At 69.6% G+C, this 17,578-nt stretch carries 13 protein-coding genes; 8 read left to right on the top strand and 5 right to left on the bottom strand.

Annotated elements, in window-relative coordinates; all coding sequences use genetic code 11:
- The first annotated feature begins 97 nt into the window (after positions 1–97).
- The 4 genes from ACIRP7_RS05190 (at position 98) to ACIRP7_RS05175 (ending at position 7,121) form a co-directional block, all read left to right on the top strand.
- Positions 98–1,843 (top strand): LCP family protein, encoded by a 1,746-nt coding sequence (locus tag ACIRP7_RS05190; protein WP_403654143.1) that lies wholly within the window; start codon positions 98–100, stop codon positions 1,841–1,843.
- A 100-nt stretch (positions 1,844–1,943) separates the two neighbouring features.
- The gene (locus ACIRP7_RS05185; RefSeq protein WP_403654140.1) at positions 1,944–3,554 is read left to right on the top strand and encodes an LCP family protein; all 1,611 of its coding nucleotides are present in this window, start codon (positions 1,944–1,946) and stop codon (positions 3,552–3,554) included.
- A gap of 140 nt (positions 3,555–3,694) precedes the next feature.
- Complete coding sequence (locus ACIRP7_RS05180; RefSeq protein ID WP_403654137.1) at positions 3,695–5,428, top strand: LCP family protein; 1,734 nt, start codon at positions 3,695–3,697, stop codon at positions 5,426–5,428.
- A gap of 151 nt (positions 5,429–5,579) precedes the next feature.
- On the top strand, positions 5,580–7,121 hold the full coding sequence (locus ACIRP7_RS05175) for an LCP family protein (protein ID WP_403654278.1): 1,542 nt from the start codon (positions 5,580–5,582) through the stop codon (positions 7,119–7,121).
- A 40-nt stretch (positions 7,122–7,161) separates the two neighbouring features.
- Here ACIRP7_RS05175 and ACIRP7_RS05170 read toward each other — a convergent pair whose 3' ends face one another.
- Complete coding sequence (locus ACIRP7_RS05170) at positions 7,162–8,205, bottom strand: glycosyltransferase family 2 protein (protein WP_403654134.1); 1,044 nt, start codon at positions 8,203–8,205, stop codon at positions 7,162–7,164.
- Between the two features lie 132 nt (positions 8,206–8,337).
- Between ACIRP7_RS05170 and ACIRP7_RS05165 the strand changes: the two genes are divergently transcribed.
- Positions 8,338–9,798, top strand: a complete 1,461-nt coding sequence (locus ACIRP7_RS05165) for an LCP family protein (protein WP_403654131.1) — start codon at positions 8,338–8,340, stop codon at positions 9,796–9,798.
- A 42-nt stretch (positions 9,799–9,840) separates the two neighbouring features.
- On the opposite strand, the gene ACIRP7_RS05160 is transcribed toward ACIRP7_RS05165, so the two are convergent.
- Positions 9,841–10,425 (bottom strand): acyl-CoA thioesterase, encoded by a 585-nt coding sequence (locus ACIRP7_RS05160; RefSeq protein ID WP_403654129.1) that lies wholly within the window; start codon positions 10,423–10,425, stop codon positions 9,841–9,843.
- 118 nt (positions 10,426–10,543) lie between these two features.
- Here ACIRP7_RS05160 and ACIRP7_RS05155 point away from each other — a divergent pair, with 118 nt between their 5' ends.
- The gene (locus ACIRP7_RS05155; protein ID WP_403654126.1) at positions 10,544–11,854 is read left to right on the top strand and encodes an LCP family protein; all 1,311 of its coding nucleotides are present in this window, start codon (positions 10,544–10,546) and stop codon (positions 11,852–11,854) included.
- Positions 11,855–11,888: 34 nt separating this feature from the next.
- On the opposite strand, the gene ACIRP7_RS05150 is transcribed toward ACIRP7_RS05155, so the two are convergent.
- The 3 genes from ACIRP7_RS05150 to ACIRP7_RS05140 form a co-directional block, all read right to left on the bottom strand.
- Positions 11,889–12,710, bottom strand: coding sequence for a class I SAM-dependent methyltransferase (locus ACIRP7_RS05150; RefSeq protein WP_403654123.1), 822 nt, complete (start codon positions 12,708–12,710; stop codon positions 11,889–11,891).
- An 81-nt stretch (positions 12,711–12,791) separates the two neighbouring features.
- The gene (locus ACIRP7_RS05145) at positions 12,792–13,154 is read right to left on the bottom strand and encodes a four-helix bundle copper-binding protein (protein WP_403654120.1); all 363 of its coding nucleotides are present in this window, start codon (positions 13,152–13,154) and stop codon (positions 12,792–12,794) included.
- 178 nt (positions 13,155–13,332) lie between these two features.
- Complete coding sequence (locus ACIRP7_RS05140; protein WP_403654118.1) at positions 13,333–14,490, bottom strand: acyl-CoA dehydrogenase; 1,158 nt, start codon at positions 14,488–14,490, stop codon at positions 13,333–13,335.
- 179 nt (positions 14,491–14,669) lie between these two features.
- Between ACIRP7_RS05140 and ACIRP7_RS05135 the strand changes: the two genes are divergently transcribed.
- Both ACIRP7_RS05135 and ACIRP7_RS05130 read left to right on the top strand, forming a co-directional pair.
- Complete coding sequence (locus ACIRP7_RS05135) at positions 14,670–16,013, top strand: UDP-glucose dehydrogenase family protein (protein ID WP_403654115.1); 1,344 nt, start codon at positions 14,670–14,672, stop codon at positions 16,011–16,013.
- Between the two features lie 242 nt (positions 16,014–16,255).
- Positions 16,256–17,404, top strand: a complete 1,149-nt coding sequence (locus ACIRP7_RS05130) for a DNA gyrase subunit B (RefSeq protein ID WP_403654112.1) — start codon at positions 16,256–16,258, stop codon at positions 17,402–17,404.
- Positions 17,405–17,578 lie beyond the last annotated feature (174 nt).

Genomic DNA, 17,578 nt, shown 5'->3' with positions numbered 1-17,578 from the left:
TAGGGACGTGGAATACGTCACCGCCGTAACCTGTCGGCGAATCGGACGGCTAGTGTGAGCGATCCGGTGCATCCGGCCGACGGAGGATTCAGCAACCGTGGACGCACAAGGCCGTGGGCGGGCGGGCGAAATCGACCCCGCCGACCAGTGGGTACTCAACCCGCACACCGGTGAATACGAACTGCGACTGACCCCTTCCGCACCGCAGTCGGGTGTTCCCGGTCCCCGTAGATCCATGTCCTCCCCGAGCAGGGCGGGCGCGCCCGTCGGCCGTACGACCACTCCGGTGGTCCCCGGCCGGGACGTCCCGCCGCCGCGCAGGCGCCGGGGCGCACCGCCCGAGCAACCGCTGCCGGGGCGGCGCGGACGCCGGCCGGTCAAGAAGAAGTCGACGGCGAAGAAGGCGCTGCTGTGGACCGGCGGCACGATGGCCTTCGTGCTGGTCGCGGCCGCGGGCGGCGGCTACCTCTACATCCGCCACCTCAACGGGAACATCACCTCCGTCTCCGACGACGGCGCGAGCACCGGTGGCTTCCAGTCCGACAAGGCGATCAACATCCTGCTGATCGGCACCGACAAGCGGACCGGCAAGGGCAACGGCAGCTACGGCGACAAGGACAGCGTCGGGCACGCGGACACCACGATCCTGCTGCACGTCTCCAAGGACCGGACGAACGCGACCGCGCTGAGCATCCCGCGCGACCTGATCGTAAATGTGCCGGACTGCCCGACCACGCAGGAGGACGGCACCACCAAGGTCATCCCGGGCACCGACAACGTCCGCTTCAACACCAGCCTCGGCCAGGACGAGCGCACCCCCAGCTGCACGGTACGGACCGTGACCGAGCTCACCGGCATCCAGGCCGACAACTTCATGGTGGCCGACTTCAACGCGGTCAAGACGCTGACCACGGCGGTCGGCGGGGTCGAGGTCTGTCTGGCCAAGGACATCGACGACGAGGACTCCAAGCTCAAGCTGTCCAAGGGCACGCACACCATCTCGGGCGAGCAGGCCCTCGCGTTCGTGCGTACCCGGCACTCGGTCGGCTTCGGCGGTGACCTGAGCCGGATCGGGCTGCAGCAGCAGTTCCTGAGCGCGCTGATGCGCAAGCTGAAGTCGAACGACACGCTCACCAACCCGGCGAAGATGCTGAAGCTGGCCGAGGCGGGCACGAAGGCGCTGACCGTCGACTCGCAGCTCGACAGCATCGGCAAGCTGAAGGACCTCGGCCTGGAGCTGGGCAAGCTGAACGTGAAGAACCTGACGTTCGCCACCGTGCCGGTCGTCGACAACCCGGCGGAGAAAGTGAAGGCGACGGTCGTCCTCAACGACGCGACGGCCCCCACGGTCTTCGACATGATCAAGAACGACGTGTCGTTCACCGAGGTCAAGAAGAAGGCGAACGCGTCCAAGAGCGCGGAGGCCGCGGAGGCGGCGGCCCGTCTGAAGGGCACCAAGTCCGCCGCGTCCGAGGTGCGGGTGCGCATCCTCAACGGCGGTGCGGTGGCGGGCAGCGCGCAGGCCGAGCTGGAGTACCTCCAGAACGAGGAGGGCGTGCTGAAGTCGGAGAACGCGGGCAACGCGGACGCGGCGCTGGCGAAGACGACCCTGGAGTACTCCCCCGACCAGGCCGATCAGGCGCGGCGCCTCGCGGCCATCATGGGGCTGTCCGGTTCGGCGCTGAAGCCCGGCAAGAGCGTCACCAACTCCCAGGGCCTGCCCACGATGACGCTGACCCTCGGCAAGGACTTCAAGGGCGCCGGGGTCTCCTTCACCACGGCGACGAAGGCACCCGAGGGGGTGCAGCAGTCCACGGCCGACAAGGTCGAGTGCGCCAAGTGAGAGCCGGCTCCGCGGTGACCTGAGAGGCCTGTCGTGCGTCTAACCAGTCGTACGGCAGGTCTTTTCGTTCGTTCGGCGTGTGAGGGTGGGGAGACAGGGGATGGGGCACAGCAGTGTGCACGAGGAGGGGGCGCGGGCGGATGTACGGCCCGCCCAGGGGCCCGGTCCGGAGAAACCCGGGCGGCACGGGCGGCGGCGGGCCAGGGCTCAGCGCAAGCACCGGGTGCTGAGATGGTCGGCGACCACGCTCGCCGTGCTGATACTCGGCACGGCCGGCGCCGGATACCTCTATTACCAGCATCTCAACGACAACATCCGCAAGGGTGAGCGCAGCAGCGGTGACTCCAAGGCGCGCAAGGCCGGGGCCAACGCGGCCGGTCAGACGCCGTTGAACATCCTGCTGATCGGCTCGGACAGCCGTAACTCCGACGAGAACGTGAAGCTCGGCGGCAGCAGGGACAACCGCGGCAACCCGCCGCTGGGCGATGTGCAGATGCTCATCCACCTGTCCGCGGACCGCAAGAGCGCGGCGATGGTGAGCATCCCGCGCGACACCCGCGTCGACATCCCCAAGTGCACCGACCCGGCCACCGGCGAGAAGTACCCGGCGACCACCGACATCATCAACACCTCCCTGGCCCGCGGCGGCGCCGGCTGCACGCTCGCCACCTGGCAGAACCTCACCGGCGTCTACATCGACCACTGGATGACGATCGACTTCTCCGGCGTGGTGCGGATGGCGGACGCCATCGGCGGGGTCTCCGTCTGTGTGAAGCAGAACGTGTGGGACCGCCCGACGCCCGACGTGTCCGGCGGCTCCGGGCTGAAGATGAAGGCGGGCACGCACAAGGTCAAGGGCAAGCAGGCCCTGCAGTGGCTGCGCACCCGGCACGCCTGGGGCAGCGACCTGATGCGGGCCAGGGCCCAGCACATGTACCTGAACTCGATGATGCGCACGCTCAAGGGGCAGAACGTCTTCACCGACACCCCGCGGCTGATGGGCCTGGCCGAGGCGGCCACGAAGTCCCTGAAGGTGTCCGAGGAGATCGGCTCGGTCAAGGACCTCTACGACCTGGGCATGCAGCTCAAGTCGGTGCCGACGGACCGCATCACCTCGGTGACGATGCCGAACGTCCAGGACCCGAAGAACAAGGACCACGTCGTACCCGACGGCGCGAACGCCGACAAGCTCTGGGAGATGCTCCGCGACGACGTGCCTCTCGACAAGAACGGCAAGAACGGCAAGAGCTCCGCCGGGAAGAAGACCGCGCAGGCCACCAAGGCTCCTTCCGCGCCCGACGGCGAGATCGGCGTCCTCGTGCAGAACGCGACGGCCACCTCCACGCTCGGCCCGGTGGGCGGACGGGCCGGCACGGTCGCCGAGGAGCTGGTGCGGAAAGGTTTCTCGCAGGCGTCCAAAGACGCGACGGCGGGCCTCTCCGAGGACCGGACCGTGGTGCGCTACCCGAGCGCAGACCTGGAGGGTGACGCCCAGCGCGTCGCCAAGTCCCTGGGAATTCCCTTGAGTTCCGTGAAGAAGTCGACCGATGTCTCCGGGGTCACCCTCGTCGTGGGCGCCGACTGGCGTACCGGGACGGCGTATCCGAAGCAGGCCGAGGCCAGGGCCGGTGATCTCCCGGGCAACGCGGACGCCATCAACGGCTCGGACACCGGGCAGTGCATGGACGTGTACGGGGTGTACCAGTGGTAATCGAACGCTGGGGTCCTGGCGTACGTACCTGCTTGCAGAATCGGCACGAGAACAACTCACGTCGCTCAAGGCCCGACCGGGCGGATAGGGTGAGCGATCCAGCGATCGCCGCGTGGCCCTGACGGAGGATTCGGACAACCGTGGACGCACAAGGCCGTGGGCGGGCGGACGACGTCGACCCCGCCGACCAGTGGGTGCTCAATCCGAACACCGGTGAATACGAACTTCGACTGGGCCCTTCCGCACCGCAGTCGGCCGTCCCCGGTCCGCGTGGATCCGCGCCCTCCCCGAGCCGGCCGGGAGCACCGCGTGGTCGTACGACCACCCCCGTGGCCCCCGGCCGGGACGTCCCGCCGCCGCGCAGGCGCCGGGGCGCGCCGCCCGAGGAACCGCTGCCGGGGCGGCGCGGACGCCGGCCGGTCAAGCAGAAGTCGACGGCGAAGAAGGCACTGCTGTGGACCGGCGGCACCATGGCCTTCGTCCTGGTCGCCGGTGCCACGACCGGCTACCTCTACCTCAAGCACCTTGAGGGCAACGTCGGCACGGCCGATGTCGGCGACGCTGCCGCGAGCAACTTCAGCAAGGACGAGGCCTTCGACATCCTCATCATCGGCACCGACAAGCGCACCGGTGAGGGCAACGGGGGCTACGGCGACGCGGGCAGCGTGGGCCACGCCGACACCAACATCCTGCTGCACGTGGCCAAGGACCGGACGAACGCGACCGCGCTCAGCATCCCGCGCGACCTGATCGTCGACATACCCGACTGCCAGACCAAGCAGGAGGACGGCTCTCAGACGGTCGTCGCGGGGCAGGAGGACGTCCGCTTCAACAGGAGCCTCGGCGAGAGCGGCCGCGACCCGGGCTGCACGATGCGCACGGTCGAGGCGGCCACCGGCATCAAGCCCCAGCACTTCGTGATGGCCGACTTCAACGCCGTGAAGACCCTGACCACCGCGGTCGACGGCGTCGAGGTCTGCGTGGAGAAGGCCGTCAACGACAAGAAGTCGAAGCTCGTCCTGCCCGCGGGCACGTCGAAGGTGGAGGGCGAGCAGGCCCTCGCCTTCGTGCGCACCCGGCACGCCTTCGGCAACGAGGGCGACCTGGACCGGATCAAGGTGCAGCAGCAGTTCCTGGGCTCGCTGATGCGCAAGATGACCTCCGGTGACACCCTCAGCAGCCCCGGCAAGCTGCTGAAGCTGGCGGACGCCGCGACCAGCGCGCTGACCGTGGACAAGGCGATCGGCAAGGTCGGCACGCTCAAGGACATCGCCCTGGAGCTGAAGAAGGTGCCGACGAAGAACATCAGCTTCATGACGATCCCGGTCAAGGACAACCCCGCCGAGCCGAAGCCGGTGACGGTGGTCATCGACGAGTCGAGGGCTCCCCAGGTCTTCGACGCGATCAACAACGACGTCTCCTTCACCGAGGTCAAGGCACAGCAGAAGAAGGAGAAGGCGGAGGTCGCGGCCCGGCTCAAGGGCGCCAAATCCGCCGCCTCCGACGTCCGGGTGCGCATTCTCAACGGCGGTGCGGTCGCGGGCAGCGCGCAGCAGCAGCTGTCCTACCTCCAGACCGAGGCGGGCGTGACCAAGTCCGAGAACGCGGGCAACGCCGACGCGGCGCTCGCGAAGACGACTCTGGAGTACGCCCCCGACCAGGCCGACCAGGCCCGCCGCCTCGCGGACATCATGGGCCTGTCGGGTTCCGCGCTGAAGCCCGGCAAGAGCGTCACCAACTCCCAGGGACTGCCCGCCATGACCCTCACCCTGGGCAAGGACTTCAAGGGCGCGGGCGTGAAGCTCAGCTCCGCCACGGCCGCCACGCCGGGCGTGGAGAAGTCCACCGCCGACAAGGCGCAGTGCGCGAGCTGAGGCCTCCGGAGGCGGGTCCCAGGTCTCGCACAGGTTCGTAGGGCAACCTCACGGCCCCGTCGTATGTCTAAGACGTGCGGCGGGCCCGTGGCATGACCGCGGGTCCGGTGGGGTGGGTGGGAGGACGGGAACGTTGACAACGCAATACAGCGTGCAGGAAGTCGCGCCGGCGACCGAGGGGGACAGCGGGCACGGCAGCCGCAGGGCGCCGCGCAAGCACCAGATGCTCAGATGGTCCGCGGCGACGCTCGCGGTGCTGATACTCGCGGTGGCCGGAACCGGCTACCTCTACTACCGGCACCTGAACTCCAACATCGAGCAGGACGACCTGAACCTGGGCGACAACAAGGTCGCCGAGCCGACGCCGAACGCGGCGGGCCAGACCCCGCTGAACATCCTGCTGATCGGCTCCGACGCCCGGGACAGCAAGGAGAACCAGGAACTCGGCGGCGCCAAGGAGACCTTCGGCTCCACGCCGCTCGCCGACGTGCAGATGCTGCTGCACCTGTCCGCCGACCGCAGCAACCTCTCGGTCGTCAGCATGCCCCGCGACACCCTCGTCAAGGTCCCCAAGTGCACCGACCCGGACAACGGCAAGGTGTACGCGGCGAGCGACGGGCGGGTGATGGCCAACCAGAGCCTCGGCCACGGCGGTCCGGGCTGCACGGTGGCCACCTGGCAGGAACTCACCGGCATCCACATCGACCACTTCATGATGGTCGACTTCTCCGGCGTGGTGTCCATGGCCGACGCCATCGGCGGCGTGCCGGTCTGCGTGGACGCCAACATCCTCTCGCGGGACAGCCAGGGCCACGGCTCCGGTCTGAAGCTGGAGAAGGGCACGCACCCCGTCAAGGGCGAGCAGGCCCTGCAGTGGCTGCGCACCCGCTACGGCTTCGAGGACGGCAGCGACCTCGCCCGCGCCAAGGCCCAGCACATGTACATGAACTCGATGGTGCGCGAGCTGCGCGACAACGCCACCCTCAGCAGCCCGAACAAGCTGCGCAAGCTCGCCGAGCAGGCCACGAAGGCCGTCACCGTCGACTCGGGGCTCGGCACCGTGAAGAAGCTCTACGACCTCAGCAACGAGCTGCGCAAGGTGGAGCCGGAGCGCATCACCATGACGACCATGCCCAACCGCTACGTCGGCGCGCGCGTGGAGCCCACCGAGGACGCCGAGCAGCTGTTCCGGCTGGTGCGCGAGGACATCGCGCTGGACGGCAAGGACGCGAAGAAGGCGACCGCCGGCAAGACCGAGGCGGCCTCCGACGACCCCGCCGCCGCGAAGGACGAGATCGGGGTCCTGGTCCAGAACGGCACCCGCACCGACAGCCTGGCCGCGGCGCGCGGACGCGCGAGCACGGTGGCCGGGCTGCTGGTGGACAAGGGCTTCGAGAAGGCCGTCTCCGACCGTTCCGCGTCACTGAGCGAGGCGACGACGCTCGTGCGCTACCCGAGCGCGGAACTGCGGGGCGACGCCGAGGCGGTCGCCAAGTCCCTGGGTATTCCGATGAGTTCGGTGAAGAAGTCGACCGATGTCTCCGGGGTCACGCTCGTCGTGGGCGCCGACTGGCGCGAGGGTACGACGTACAAGGCGCCCAAGGAGGACGACACGACTCCGAAGACCGCGGAGGCCCTCAACGGCGCGGACGACACGGCCTGCATGCACGTCAACCCGGGCTTCACCTGGTGACGGAGGCGCCCCTCGGTCCTGAGGGGCGCCGTCCTTGAGTTCACACCTTGTTCAGCACGGCCGGCCGCCGCGAGGCGATGACCCGCCTGGCCAGGGAGCGCGGGCTGGTCAGAAAGCCGTAGCCCCACGACATGTGCATGGTGGCGAGGGCGACGGGGATCTGGAGCCGTGCCTTCAGCGGCAGCCCCTTGCCCGCGGGCAGCGAGCCGAGGACGATCGCCGCGAGATAGCCGCCGGGGATCACGAAGCCGAGCGGGGTCAGCGCGGCGCCGACCACGATCCCGGCCGCGATCGCGCACACGGCGGCCGGCGGCGCGAGGTAGCGCAGGTTGATGGAGCCCTCGTGGTAGCGGGCGACGACGTGCCGCCAGCGGCCGTAGTCCTTGTACTGCTTGGCGAGGGCCTTCACGCTCGGCCGCGGGCGGTACGACACCCTGAGCTCCGGCGAGAACCAGATGAGCCCGCCCGCCTCACGGATCCGGAAGTTCAGCTCCCAGTCCTGGGCGCGGATGAACTCCTCGTTGTAGCCGCCCTGTTGCTCAAGGGCCTCACGACGGAACACCCCGAGGTACACGGTCTCGGCGGCCTGCGCCGCACCACCTGTGTGGAAGGCCGCGTTGCCCACGCCGATCTTCGAGGTCATCGCGGCGGCGACCGCGTGCTCCCAGTCGTTCTCGCCCTCGGCGTGCATGATGCCGCCGACGTTCTGCGCGCCGGTCTCCTCCAGGAGCCGTACTGCGGTCGCGATGTAGTTCGGCGAGAGCATGCCGTGCCCGTCGACGCGGACGACGATCGGATGGCGGGAGGCCTTGATCGCGGCGTTGAGGGCGGCGGGGGTGCGGCCGGTGGGGTTCGGGACGGTGTGGACGCGCTTGCTTTTGAAAGATGCAGTCTCGGCCACGAGCTGGGCCGCGATCTCGTCCGTGCGGTCCGTGGAGGGACCGAGGGCGATCACGACCTCCATCTCGCCGGCGTACTCCTGCGCGAGGATCGCTTCGACGGCTCCGCGCAGATGCCGCTCCTCGTTGAGGACGGGCATGATCACAGACACAGCGGGGGGCCGCACGTCGGGCTTGGCGTTCATAGGGTGCTCACGTTACCGCGAACGGGGGACACCGTTGCGCGCCACCGGCGGCGGTGCACCGGGCGACAGATCGTATGGGCCTACGGTGCTCAAGATCCCTCGTTCGGCTGTTCCTCGCGGAGGTGTCCCCGCATGCCCACCACGCCCCCCCGGCCCTCCGCCGCCCGCCCTCGCCCTCCGCAGCGCAGGCCCCCGCGGCCCCCCGCACCACGCAAGCGGCCCCGCTGGGCCATGCGGGCGGCGACCACCCTGTCGGTCGTCGTGCTCGCCTCCGCCGGGATCGGGCACGCGGTGATGACCAGCCTCGACGCGGACATCACGCGCGTGGACCCCTTCAAGGACATGAAGAACCGGCCGCGCGCCGGGCACGGCATGAACGTGCTGCTGGTCGGCACCGACGGCCGCGACAGGATCACCGAGGCGGAGCGCCGGAAGTACCGGCTGGGCGGAGCGCCCTGCCACTGCACCGACACGATCATGATCGTGCACATCTCGGAGGACCGGGAGCGGGCGAGCGTGGTGAGCCTGCCGCGCGACTCGTACGCGACGACCCCGGCGCACGTCGACGCGACCACGGGGGAACGCCATCACGGACACCCCATCAAGATCAACGCGGCGTACGCGGAGGGCGGGCCGCAGCTGACGGTGCGGACCGTGGAGTCCATGACCCGTGTGAAGATCGACCACTATCTGGAGGTCGACTTCACCAGCTTCATGAGGACGGTGGACGTGCTCGGCGGCGTCGAGATCTGCAACGCCGACCCGCTGAAGGACGCGTACACCGGCCTCGATCTCGCGGCGGGCCGGCACCGGCTGATGGGCGGACAGGCACTCCAGTACGTCCGCTCCCGGCACGCCGACGGCTCCTCCGACCTCGGCCGGATGAAGCGGCAGCAGCGCTTCCTGGCGGCGCTGATCGGGCGGGCCACCTCGTCGGGCGTCCTCCTGAACCCGATGAAGTTCCGCGATGTGGCCCGGGCCGTCCTCGGCTCCGTACGGGCCGACAAGGGCTTCGGCACGGAAGAACTGCTCGACCTGGGCCGGGCGATGCGGAACTTCTCCCCCTCCTCCTCGGAGTTCACGACCGTGCCGATCGGACAGATGGGATACGCCGTCAAGGGCGTGGGCTCGACCCTGAAGTGGGACCCCGTGAAGTCGGAGCGGCTCTTCAAGGCCCTGCGCGAGGACCAGCCGCTGGCCGCGCACCAGCCGAAGAGCAAGGCCATGCTGGTCCCGGTCTCCCCGGAGCAGATCCGCGTCCAGGTCGAGAACGGCACGGCGAAGGACGGACTCGGCAAGCGGGTGGACGCGGCACTGGCTTCGACGGGATTCCGTACGACGGGCAACCCGGTCGACTCGGCCGACCGCACCCTGAAGCGCACGGTCATCGCCTACGACCCCCGCTGGGACCGCTCGGCCCGCTCCCTGGGGGCGGCCCTGCCCGGAAGCGAACTGCGGGCGGTGAAGGGCCAGGGGGCGGTGCTGAAGGTGCTCGCGGGCACGGACTTCGACCGGGTACGGAAGGTACGGGCCGAGGACGAGCTGCAGGGGGAGTTCGGGGTGGTCACGGGGGACGAGGTGGGGTGCGTGTAGGGGGAGCGCTGTCCGTGACCTGTCTTGCCTACGGGGGCGTGCTCAGTCCTCGAATCCCTCCGCCGCCCGCTTCTCCCGCAGCTCCATGATCGCCCGGCGGCGCGCGAGCCGGTGGGTGCGGCGGATCTGGGCCTCCTGGTAGCGGCGCTCGTCGCGTTCCGTCTCCGGGAGCACCGGAGGGACCCGGCGGGGCCTGCCGTCGGCGTCGACCGCCGCGAAGACGAGGTAGGCGGAGCCGACCTGGGTGGCGGGCGTGGACTCGTTCCAGCGCTCGGCCAGGACCCGCACACCGACCTCCATCGAGGTCCGGCCGGTCCAGTTGACCTGGGCCTTCACATGGACGAGGTCACCCACCCGGACCGGCTCCAGGAACGCCATCTCGTCCATGGAGGCGGTGACCGCGGGCCCGCCGCTGTGCCGGCCGGCCACCGCGCCCGCCGCGTCGTCCACCAGCTTCATGATCACGCCACCGTGCACGGTACCGAGGAGGTTGGTGTCGGCCTGGGTCATGATGTGGCTCAGCGTGGTGCGGGACGCCGAGGTGGGCTTGCCGGGGATCTCCGGCGTCTCCGGGATCTCCGGCGTCTCCGGGCCGCTTCGTTCCGCGGCGGTGGCCTGGTCTGTCATGTCCCCCACCCTATGCCTGATGACAATTCGGGAATTTGTGTCAGCTTGGCAACAGCGCTGACCTGATTTTCCGACGACCCTTGTATAGGGCCCAGCGGGTACCTGCACACTGGGCCCCATGAACGATTGGCCCGAGGGATGGTCCGGCGACGACCGCGACCGGTACGGACGCGGCAGCGCGAGCGCACAGCCCGAGAGCGCCCGCGTGATGCGGCAGGTCCGCCGCGATCAGGGGGCGCCCGGGCAGGGCGCGTACGGCCGCCGGAGCCCGTCCGCGCCGCCGTACGGAAACGGCGTGCCCCAGCAGCCGTCGTACGTCAACGGCCAGGGTCACGGCGGCGGTGACTACGACGCGTACGACAGCGGCTACAACACGGGCCAGGTCTACGGCGGCTCCGGGGGCGGTGGCTATGGCGATCCGGGCGGCGGCCGTGGTCCGCGGCCCGCGCCGAACTGGCGCAAGCGGATCAAGTGGACCGCGATCGTCGTGATCACCGGGCTGGTCGTGACGACCGTCTCCACCTACTTCTGGGCCGACTCCAAGCTCAACCGCGAGGTCGACCTGTCCAAGGTCATCGACCGGCCGGACCAGGGCGACGGCACCAACTACCTGATCGTCGGCTCCGACAGCCGCGCCGGGCTCTCCTCAGAGCAGAAGAAGCAGCTGCACACCGGCTCCGCGGCGGGCAAGCGCACCGACTCGATGATGATCCTGCACACCGGCAGCAACGGCGACACCCTGATCTCGCTGCCGCGCGACTCGGACGTGGAGATCCCGACCTTCGTCGGCTCCGAGTCCGGCAAGACCTACAAGGGCACGGGCCGGCACGTGAAGCTGAACGCCGCCTACGCCGAGGACGGCCCCGAGCTGCTGGTGCGCACCGTCGAGTACAACACCGGCCTGAAGATCGACCACTACGTCGAGATCGGCTTCGCCGGTTTCGCGAACATCGTCGACGCGGTCGGCGGGGTCGAGATCGACATCCCGAAGGGCGGCATGAAGGACACCAAGTCCGGTGCCGACTTCACCGCGGGCAAGCAGACCCTGAACGGCGACCAGGCGCTCGCCTTCGTCCGCACCCGGTACGCCCTCGCGGGCTCCGACCTCGACCGCACGAAGAACCAGCAGAAGTTCCTCAACGCGCTCGCCAACCAGGTCGCCACCCCGAGCACCATCCTGAACCCCTTCAAGCTCTACCCGACGATGGGTGCGGGCCTGGACTCGCTGATCGTCGACAAGGACATGGGCCTGTACGACCTGGGCAAGATGTTCTGGGCGATGAAGGGTGTCAACGGCGGTGACGGCACGTCCATGAACATGCCGATCTCCGGCTCCACGGGCGGCAACCTGGTCTGGGACAAGGCCAAGGTGAAGACGCTGGTCGACGAGCTGAAGAATGACGAGAAGGTCACGGTCTCGGGTAACTGAGGTTCACCGTCCCGGGCAACTGAGGGCCAGGCCCTCAAGCCCGCCGTCCCGAGCCGAGCAGCGCGATGTGCGGAAGGGCCAACTGCCCTTCCGCCACCGTGTGTTCGGCACACAGCAGGTCGTACTCCCGCCGGATCCGTACGACGGTCCCCGGGTCCTGCGAGGTGACGACCAGTCCGATCGTGGCGACACCGCCCGCGGCACCGCTCCACCACTCCTCGACACCGGCCCGGTGGTCCCAGGCGAGTTCGGCCGCCTCCGCCTCGATGAATCCGGCCTCGCCGAGCAGTTCGGCGAGGCCGTCCGCCGTACGGGTCCAGTCCTGCGCCGGATCCAGCCGCGGGAGGTAGGCCGGCGGTACGGCCCCGCCCGCCTCGCAGGCCCGGCCGAGCAGGTCCTGTCCCGCGCCGCGCCGTGCGCTCCATGTCGTGAGGGCGATCCGGCCGCCGGGGCGCAGGAGGCGGTGGAGTTCGGCGAGGGCGGCTCGGGGGCGGCCCACGTGGTTGAGGACGAAGTTGCCGACGACGGCATCGAACTCGCCGTCTCCGTAAGGGAGTTCAGGAAGTACACCGGTGCGTGCGCCGAGCCCGCGGGCCCGCGCCGCCGCCACCATCCCGGCATCGGCGTCCACGGCACTCACCAGGGCACCGCGCGCCCGCGCCGCCACGGCCGCCGTACCGGTGCCGGTGCCGACGTCGAGGACGCGCGTGCCCGCCTCGACCCCGGCGGCGTCCAGCAGGGCCTCCACGGGATGGGCGCACAGGCGCGCGAAGCTGCCGGCGTAGGCCTCGGTGCGGTCCTTCCACATCTCGCGCTCGGCGGCGTCGAAGGCATCGGTCGCGTTCGCGTGTGTCATGGGCCCCAGCCTGCCGCACACAGGGCCGGGGGCATCTCGGCGGATGCCCCCGGCCCCTGGACCGCTGTCAGCAGGCAGGCGTCACATCGCCATCCCCGACATCGCGCGACAGGTCTCCATACAGCGACGACACGCCTGTGCGCAGCGCATCATCTGGGGATCGTCCGGCATGGACATACACGCCTCGGCGCACATCTCGCACGCCTTGGCGCACAGTGCGCACATCTCGGCGGACATGGGCGAGCGGCGCATCATCATGTCCGCGCACATGCGGGTCATCTCGGCACAGTCGATGAGCGCGCGCATGATCTGCATCTGCGCCTGGCCGCCCATCTGCATGCAGGAGCTCATGGTCTCCTCGCAGACACTGTGGCACTCCATGCACGCCGCCACGCAGTCCTGCATCTCCCTGCTCATCGCGGACATGCTCTCGGCCTGGGTCATGGCTCCTCCTCGGGGACGCGGGAGCCCGGGACGGGCCCCTGTGCCCTTCCGTCCTACGCCCCTGCCCGGCCGGGCGCCATCGGACGGACGCGACCAATCCGCCCCGGAATGCCCCACCCGCAGTACGACAAAGCCCCCGGAACGCGTCCGGGGGCTCGGTCGTCGCCACGCCGACCGGTTACGGCAGGTTCCTCGCCATCACGATCCGCTGAACTTGGTTCGTGCCTTCATAAATCTGCGTGATCTTCGCATCGCGCATCATCCGCTCCACCGGGTAGTCCCTGGTGTACCCGTACCCGCCGAGGAGCTGGACCGCGTCCGTGGTGACCTCCATGGCCACGTCCGAGGCGAAGCACTTGGCCGCCGCGCCCTGGAAGGTGAGGTTCTTGTCGAGGCGTTCCGAGGCGGCCGCGGCCTGGTAGGTCAGGGCGCGGGCGGCCTCGATCTTCATGGCCATGTCGGCGAGCATGAACTGGATGCCCTGGAAGTCGGCGATGGCCTTGCCGAACTGCTTGCGCTCCTGGACGTAGCCCTTGGCGTAGTCGAAGGCGCCCTGGGCGACACCGAGGGCCTGGGCGGCGATGGTGATGCGGGTGTGGTCCAGGGTCTTCATCGCGGTCGCGAAGCCGGTGCCCTCCTCGCCGATCATGCGGTCGGCGGGGATGCGGACGTTGTCGAAGTAGACCTCGCGGGTCGGGGAGCCCTTGATGCCGAGCTTCTTCTCCGGGGCGCCGAAGGAGACGCCCTCGTCGGACTTCTCGACCACGAACGCGGAGATGCCCTTCGAGCGCTTGGTCGGGTCCGTCACGGCCATCACCGTGTAGTACTCGGACTCGCCCGCGTTGGTGATCCAGCGCTTGACGCCGTTGAGGATCCAGTGGTCGCCGTCGCGGACCGCCTTGGTCTTCATGCCGGCCGCGTCGGAGCCGGCGTCCGGCTCGGAGAGGGCGTAGGAGAACATCGCGTCGCCCTTGGCGAGCGGCGACAGGTACTTCTTCTTCAGGTCCTCGGAACCGGAGAGGATCACGGGGAGCGAGCCCAGCTTGTTCACGGCGGGGATGAGGGAGGAGCTCACGCAGGCGCGTGCGACCTCCTCGATGACGATCACCGTGGCCAGCGCGTCGGCGCCCGCGCCGCCGTACTCCTCGGGGACGTGCACGGCGTGCAGGTCGTTGGCCACCAGCGCGTCCAGCGCCTCGCGCGGGAAGCGGGCCTCCTCGTCGACCGCGGCGGCGTAGGGCGCGATCTTCGCCTCCGCCAGCGAGCGGATGGCGTCCCGGAGCATGTCGTGCTCCTCGGACGGGCGGTACAGGTCGAAGTCAGCCGATCCGGCCAAGGTCTCTCACGCTCCAAGGACGCTGCAATGCCTGTGCTAATTACCGTTAAGTAACTCAAATTTTAGGGGTCCGCCCACGGGAGTGACGACGTGAGCTTGGCGACAGCGGGAAAGCTGCCCGTCAGGCGCTCCGACTATGCTCGGGCGCGCACCGGACCGTCCCCCTTACTGGAGTCTCCATGGCCCTCAAGATCACCGTGATCGGCACCGGCTACCTCGGCGCCACCCACGCCGCGGCCTTGGCCGAGCTCGGTTTCGAGGTCCTGGGGCTCGACGTGGTGCCCGAGAAGATCGAGATGCTCCAGCGGGGCGAGGTCCCGATGTACGAGCCGGGCCTGGAGGACCTGCTGCGCAAGCATGTCGCCGGGATCGAGGGCTCCACCGGTCGGCTCCGTTTCACCATGGACTTCGCCGAGGTCGGCTCCTTCGGTGACGTGCACTTCGTCTGCGTGAACACCCCGCAGCGGCACGGCGAGTACGCCTGCGACATGTCGTACGTCGACTCGGCGATCGCCTCCCTGGCCCCGCACCTGACCCGCCCGGCCCTCGTCGTCGGCAAGTCGACGGTGCCGGTGGGTTCCGCCGACCGGCTGGCCCGCTACCTGGCCGACCACTCCCCAGCGGGCGCGGACGCCGAGCTGGCCTGGAACCCGGAGTTCCTGCGCGAGGGCTTCGCGGTGGACGACACCCTGCACCCGGACCGGATCGTCGTCGGTGTGCGCAGTGAGCGCGCGGAGAGGCTGCTGCGCGAGGTGTACGCGACGCCGCTCGGCGAGGGCACGCCGTTCGTGGTGACGGACTTCCCGACGGCCGAGCTGGTGAAGACCTCCGCGAATTCCTTCCTGGCCACGAAGATCTCCTTCATCAACGCCATGGCGGAGGTGTGCGAGGCCGCGGACGGCGATGTGGCGAAGCTGGCGGAGGCCATCGGCTACGACGACCGGATCGGGAAGAAGTTCCTGCGGGCCGGGATCGGCTTCGGCGGCGGCTGTCTGCCGAAGGACATCCGCGCCTTCATGGCCCGGGCGGGTGAGCTCGGTGCCGACCAGGCGCTGACCTTCCTGCGCGAGATCGACTCGATCAACATGCGTCAGCGCGGCCAGATGGTGGAACTGGCCCGGCAGATCCTGGGCGGCGGACCGTTCCTCGGCAAGCGGGTCGCGGTGCTCGGCGCCACCTTCAAGCCCGACTCGGACGACGTCCGCGACTCCCCCGCGCTGAACGTCGCCGGGCAGATCCACCTCCAGGGCGGCCAGGTCACGGTCTACGACCCGAAGGGCATGGACAACGCCCGCCGCCTGTTCCCGACCCTCGGCTACGCCGACACCGCCGTGGACGCGGTCCGGGGCGCCGACGTCGTCCTCCACCTCACGGAGTGGCGGGAGTTCCGCGAACTGGACCCGGCGGCCCTCGGCGAGGTCGCGGCGGCGAAGGTCGTCCTCGACGGCCGCAACGCCCTGGACCCGGTGCTGTGGCGGAAGGCCGGGTGGACGTACCGGGCGATGGGGCGGCCGACCGCCTGAGGCGTGGGGCCGACCGCCTTGGTGAATCAACGCCCTCAGGGGCGCCGGTAATTGGCCCGTGCGGGGTCCCGGCACTGTCCGGGGCGCGATGCGGTGGCGGACTCGGACCCCTTTGGTCGGCGGTCTCCCGGTCGGTGTTCACCCGCCCGTCCACAGCCTCGGCACATCCGCTCTGACCTGCCCGTTTCCTGGATTTCCCCTACGCTGGCGAGGTCTGTCGGGCGGCATCGCGGGAGGATTTCGTGAGCGGGGAAGCCATTAGGTACGACGCCAGCCGGATCGAGGTTCTGGAGGGGCGGGAAGCCATCCGGAAACGGCCCGGGATGTACGTCGGCTCCGTCGGCGAACGGGGCCTGCGGCAGCTGGTGTTCGAGGTCACCGACCGGGCCGTGGCCGAGGTCCTGGCGGGCCGCGCCACCCGCGTCGACGTCACCCTCACCGCCGACGGGGGTGTGCGGATCGCCGACGACGGACCCGGTGTACCCGTGGAGGCCGCGGGGCACGTCGGCCGTCCCGGACTCGAAAGTCTGCTGACCCGGCCCCTCTCCGGGGCGGGCCCCGTGGGCCGCCACTCGGTGACGCTCGCATTCTTCGCGATCGGGCCCTGCGTCACCAACGCCCTGTCGAGCAGCCTGAGGGCCGAGGTGCGGCGCGAGGGGGTGCTCTGGGTCCAGGAGTACGTCCACGGCGCCGCGGTCACCGCACCCATCGCCGCCGGACCGACGACCGGAAGCGGGACCACCCTCGTCTTCCGGCCGGACGACGGCATCTTCGAGACGACGGAGTTCTCGTTCGCCGCGCTGGAGGAGCGCTTCAGGGAACTGGCCTTCCTGAACCGGGGCCTGGACATCTCGCTGACCGACGAACGCCCTTCGGGCGAGCCCCGTTCGGTGCGGTGGCGATTCCCCGACGGGGTGGGGGAGTTGGTCGCCTTCCTCGACGCGCAGGCGGGGCCGCCCCTCCATCGGGACGTCATCCGCTTCGAGCGAGAGGATCCGCAAGCGGCTGGGACGGTGGAGGTGGGCCTGCGGTGGTGCGGCTCGGGCCAGGAGCGGATCCGGAGTTTCGCCAACAGCCGGCCCACCCCTCAGGGCGGCACGCACACGGAGGGCTTCCTCCGCGGAGTGACCGCCACGGTCAACGCGTATGCGCGAAAGCAGCGCTTGCTGAGCCCCGCCGACCCCGATCTGAGCACCGAGCGGATCTGTGCCGGCCTGACGGCTGTCGTGTCGGTGAAGGTGGACGAGCCCGAGTTCCTCGGCGCCACGAGCGGCGCGCTGGGCAACGTGGCCGTGCGCTCCGCCGTCGAGGAAGCCGTGCGAAAGCACCTGGGACGCTGGCTGGAGGAGCAGCCGGAGCAGGCCGCGGCCGTCGTCGGCCGGCTTCTCTGAATCCCCGTCGCGACCTTCCGCGTTGGCATATGCCCACCCTCCCCGGAATCCTCAACACGAGTTCGATTTGCATTCGAGCACGGTGCGGAATCGACCGTTCTCACAGACCACACCCCCGTGGTGGAGAGGTAGGCAACCATCGGTTAACCGGTGCGTAGTGATGCGGAATCCACG

The organism is Streptomyces sp. NPDC102270 (genome assembly GCF_044766405.1).
Lineage (GTDB): Bacteria > Actinomycetota > Actinomycetes > Streptomycetales > Streptomycetaceae > Streptomyces.
The sequence above is the reverse complement of the archived record's forward strand: the minus strand, read 5'-3'. Positions and strand labels throughout refer to the sequence as shown.

What these genes read in the sequence shown, in the direction of transcription:
- ACIRP7_RS05185 (WP_403654140.1), top strand. Translation starts at nt 1,944, where the DNA reads ATGGGGCACAGCAGTGTGCACGAGGAGGGGGCGCGGGCGGATGTACGG.
- ACIRP7_RS05170 (WP_403654134.1), bottom strand. Translation starts at nt 8,205, where the DNA reads ATGAACGCCAAGCCCGACGTGCGGCCCCCCGCTGTGTCTGTGATCATG.
- ACIRP7_RS05165 (WP_403654131.1), top strand. Translation starts at nt 8,338, where the DNA reads ATGCCCACCACGCCCCCCCGGCCCTCCGCCGCCCGCCCTCGCCCTCCG.
- ACIRP7_RS05160 (WP_403654129.1), bottom strand. Translation starts at nt 10,425, where the DNA reads ATGACAGACCAGGCCACCGCCGCGGAACGAAGCGGCCCGGAGACGCCG.
- ACIRP7_RS05155 (WP_403654126.1), top strand. Translation starts at nt 10,544, where the DNA reads ATGAACGATTGGCCCGAGGGATGGTCCGGCGACGACCGCGACCGGTAC.
- ACIRP7_RS05150 (WP_403654123.1), bottom strand. Translation starts at nt 12,710, where the DNA reads ATGACACACGCGAACGCGACCGATGCCTTCGACGCCGCCGAGCGCGAG.
- ACIRP7_RS05145 (WP_403654120.1), bottom strand. Translation starts at nt 13,154, where the DNA reads ATGACCCAGGCCGAGAGCATGTCCGCGATGAGCAGGGAGATGCAGGAC.
- ACIRP7_RS05135 (WP_403654115.1), top strand. Translation starts at nt 14,670, where the DNA reads ATGGCCCTCAAGATCACCGTGATCGGCACCGGCTACCTCGGCGCCACC.